Source organism: Neoaquamicrobium microcysteis, from assembly GCF_008180155.1.
GTDB classification, from domain to species: Bacteria; Pseudomonadota; Alphaproteobacteria; order Rhizobiales; family Rhizobiaceae; genus Aerobium; species Aerobium microcysteis.
In genome coordinates, this window is sequence record NZ_VSZS01000035.1 from 1 (window position 1) to 4,297 (window position 4,297).

The 4,297-nt window shown below is 58.9% G+C and carries 3 protein-coding genes; 1 reads left to right on the forward strand and 2 read right to left on the reverse strand.

Annotation, left to right across the window (positions count from 1 at the left end):
• Window positions 1-309: 309 nt before the first annotated feature.
• Window positions 310-1,179, reverse strand: coding sequence for a helix-turn-helix domain-containing protein (locus FY036_RS00140; RefSeq protein WP_148912714.1), 870 nt, complete (start codon window positions 1,177-1,179; stop codon window positions 310-312).
• Between the two features lie 4 nt (window positions 1,180-1,183).
• Window positions 1,184-1,774, reverse strand: coding sequence for a ComF family protein (locus tag FY036_RS00145; protein ID WP_148912715.1), 591 nt, complete (start codon window positions 1,772-1,774; stop codon window positions 1,184-1,186).
• A 183-nt stretch (window positions 1,775-1,957) separates the two neighbouring features.
• On the opposite strand from FY036_RS00145, the gene FY036_RS00150 reads away from it, so the two are divergent.
• The gene (locus FY036_RS00150) at window positions 1,958-4,012 is read left to right on the forward strand and encodes a DEAD/DEAH box helicase (RefSeq protein ID WP_148912716.1); all 2,055 of its coding nucleotides are present in this window, start codon (window positions 1,958-1,960) and stop codon (window positions 4,010-4,012) included.
• Window positions 4,013-4,297 lie beyond the last annotated feature (285 nt).

The window sequence follows — 4,297 nt, forward strand, 5'->3', positions numbered from 1 at the left end:
GCTTCGCGACGATCTCTTCGGGCTTGTGCTTCTTCTGGGGCATTCCAACGTCCTCTCTATCGGCCAAATAGCCTACTTCAGGGAGGACCACTTTTCAGGAGGCAGGCCACTATAGCGTTGACGTAGTTGTCATCTTCACCCGTGTGGCGCGCCAAATTCCTCAAAATCTGCCCAATTTAAGAACGCCGAACACCGCCAATTGCCGCCCGAGTAATGGCCTGCGGTGAAGAAGGGTAGGAACGGCGGCAATCGGCGGTGAGAAAGTTCGAATCGCGCCCGGTCGGATTGGCGCAATCCGGAGCGTCGGCGTCAGCCAACGACAACGTCGGCGTCGCGAACGTAGAGCTCCACGCGCAAGCCCGCCGTAGCGGCCATGTTAACCAAGGCGTCGAGGCCGAACAGGTCGACCTTGCCGCGCGTGAGATCTGAGATCCGGGGCTGGGTTACCCCAAAGACTTTGGCGGCCTGAGACTGACTGAGATGTGCGCGCGCAATATGCTCTTTGAGAGCCGTCATGAGCGCCGCGCGTAACTTCACGCTCTCGGTTTGCTCCGGGCTCGCCTCGGCTGGTGCTGACGGCTTCCGCTCCTTCACCGTACTTGCTGACAATTCGCTGTTCGCACCGATGTCCAGCGAGAATTGTTCCTGGGCGATGTTGGCGATCTTCGCGGTGAGGCCAATCTTCTCTTCCGCCTTTGCGCGAGCATGATCCGACATGAAGGCGACAAGGTGCTCCAAGCCGTCCTTGTCCGATACAGTGACAAAATCCTTGTTCTTATTCACGAAGACCACGGACTTCTTCTTTTCTCGAAGAAGCTCGATGACATTGCTGAGCGTGCCGGTGCTTTTGCAATCCCAGACCATAAGGCCATAGTCGCTGTTGCGCGCCATCTCCAGGTCTTTGGCGGTAAAATAGGCGCGCGTGCCCGCTTTGGCCTTTGAGACGACCCTGTGGACCGGCCATTCTGCGACATTGTTCCGGGGCGAGTCGCCGGTGCAATAAACGGTCACCTTTCCTGCCCGGTACCGCTGTAGGCATTCCTGAATTGAGGTATCGGCGCCATCGGCGTCTCCGACCACGACGTTGAAGTCTGAAGACACGATCTTGTTGATCCTGTCCGCAACCTTCTCATGCAGGCGGCTGATGGATATTGATCCGGCGATGAAGACAGTGGTCATGGCATTATTTCCATGTGATCGAAGCGGCGTAAACTTGGTTGATTTTCTTGTACGTGCGCAGCGTCTTGCAGACGGCGTCCATCGTGGCACCCGTGTCGAAAAGATCGTCAAGGACAAGCGCGTTCCAACACCCTTCGTTGGTGATGGACGGGTTGATGCTGAATCGTCCCTCCAACGCGGCGTCCTTCGCCTCGCGGCCATGCAGGTTCTTGAGCTGTGGGCTGCCTTCGGGCGCGGGCGCTTTGACGATGATGTTGTCGAACACCGGCGTTTTCGTCAGTTTGCCGAGTTCGTTGGCGATCTCATTGACCGGCTGGCGCGCCCGCACCGTGGAGGCGGGCATTGGGATAATCAGGCCGATCTTGTCGAACATCGGCAGCAAGGATTGCTGCACTTGGGCCGCGAGCGGCTGAACCTGATTCCAATCGGCTCGATATTTAAGCTGGTATAGCGCCTCGCCGGGCTCCGAGCGCGTCGTGTCAAATCGAGGGTGGCCGTACTCGTCGTCGCCCAGATAGACGCTCGACAGCGTATGCTTGTGGAGCGCGTAACCGAGATCCCAACTGCCTTCGAGCTTTCGAATCTGAACCTGCATGACGAAGAGTTTTCCTTGCAGGCCCTCGGAACGCCGTCCATGGGGCCATCCCAGATATATACAAAATCTTGTATGATACGCAAGAGTCTCATCGTGTAGTCATCAATCGCATCCGGAACGCTAAAATTGCTAGAGTCGTCGCCCAGGATTGACAAAATGCATAGAGTTGCATAAGGTTGCTGGATGTCACAGAAAGATGCACCCGATTTCCTAACCCTTGCCGAGGCCGCCGAGTATGTTGGGGTCTCGAAGGATACGCTTAGACGGTGGGATGCCTCCAACAAGCTCAAGCCGGTGCGCCGGCCGGGAAGCGGCTATCGCTTCTATCGCCGGCCCGACCTTGAGCCCTTCCGCCTCGAGTATCGGCGCGCCGAACAGGCCGCCGACGAGCCCGACCATATGTTTCAGACGCTGACTGCGGACATTGAGGCGAACCCCAAGATCCGCGAGCCACAGCAGGGCGCCCACCGAGCAGTGCGGACCCACTTCGAAGCCTCGAACGAGCCGGTGATCCTGCAGATTCCTGTCGGCTGCGGAAAGACCGGCGTCATTGCGACATTGCCCTTCGGCGTCGCCAAAGGGCGCGCGCTTGTCATCACACCGAATTTGACGATCCGGTCGGGCGTCGCGGAGTCGCTCGACATCAGCAACCCGAAGAATTTCTGGCGGCGGACGGGCGCGCTCCACGATTTTTCCGCGGGGCCGTTTCGCGCCGTTTTGGATGGCGTCGACGCCAATCTCCACGACTGCAACGCGAGCCAGTTCGTCGTGACCAACATCCACCAATTGGCCAGTTCGGCCGATCGCTGGCTCCCGCAGTTTCCGCCGAACTATTTCGACATGATCATGATCGACGAGGGCCACCACAACGTGGCCCCGAGCTGGGCTAAGGTCTTTGATCGTTTTCCGAACGCCAAGATCGTCAGCTTGACTGCAACGCCATTCCGGGGTGACGGAACGCGGCCGGTCGGCAAAGTGATCTATCGCTACCCTTTCACCCGGGCGATGGTGAAGGGGTACATCAAGCAAATCCACTCCCGGAACGTCGCGCCATCAGAGCTGTCCTTCACCTACCGTGACGATACGAAACGGCACACCTTGGAAGAGGTGATGGCCTTGCGGGAACATGCATGGTTTCGACGTGGTGTCGCGTTGGCGCCGGAGTGCAATCGTCACATCGTCGACGCCAGCATCAAATACCTTCAGGAGCTGCGCGAGCGCAGCGGTTTCCGCCACCAGATCATCGCTGTCGCCTGTTCAGTCGACCATGCCCGCCAAGTGCGCGGGCTTTATGAAGAGCGGGGCCTGAAGGCGGCCGAGATTTACGGTGAGATGGATCGAGACAAGCAGGACGCCGTTCTTGCCGATCTGCGCAGCGGCAAGCTCGACTGCATCGTGCAGGTGCAGATGCTAGGCGAAGGATTCGATCATCCACCCCTGAGCGTGGCGGCCATCTTCCGGCCGTTCGCAAGCTTGTCACCATACATCCAGTTCGTCGGGCGCGTGATGCGCGTCGTCCATGAGGCGAAGCCCGACCATCCGGACAACCACGCCTTCGTGGTATCTCATGTGGGCTTGAACACCGACGCGCATTGGGACGATTTCCGCGAACTCGATCTCGATGACCAGGCGATGGTCAAGAAGTGGCTGGAGGCCGGTGACGAGAATGGCGTTGGCGACGGATCGGGAGAGCCTCGTCGCTTCGACATCGGGATGCTGGTCGATAACGAGATCGTCGGCTCGTTCATCAATCGATCGTTCCTTGATCCAGAAGATGATCGCGTTCTGGAAGAGATGCTGGACCATGAGATCGGCGCGGGCCTGCGCCTGCGCGACGTCATCGCGAAAGACAAGCTCAGGGAGACGCTGCGCCGAAAGCAGGAAGAACTGTCCCAAATCAGCAGTGCTAGCGACCTTCCGGTGCAGCCGCAGGCGCGGCGGGTTGGCGCACGCAAGCGGCTCTCCGAACGCACAGGCTCCGTCGTCGCCCGCATTCTCAAGGATCTGAAACTCTCGCCCGCCGGCAGAGAAGTTGGCCAGCGCGATAAGACAGTCGCAGGACGTGATAACCGGGCTGCCGTTACGTCGCTGCTGAACAAGGCGATCAACGAACATCTCGGGATCAAATCTGGGAGCCGTAAAGCGCCTGACGCAGGCGACAATGAGGACGCACTGGCTGCGCTCGACATGCTGGGAGACAGTGTGCGCGACGCCCTGAAGGGGAAGAAGGATGGCTAAAGTTAGGGACCTTCTGATCGACGTGAAAATTGAGCAAGCACAACGCCAGCGCAAATGTCGGAGGAATAGCTCACATGTCATTGCGAAGGGCGAGTGGTGTCTCGTTGTTCGCACAAACGCGACCAACGATGACTACAGCTGTAGCCGTGACGCCGCAAAGCCCATGCTCGATGCGGCTTGGGCTAAGTTAAAAGGCATCTACGAAGGTCTTGGTATGTCACCGCCCGGGACCTGAAGTGCGGGACCTTCATGACCGCGTGCATGTAAACCTAGCGCGCCCCCCCC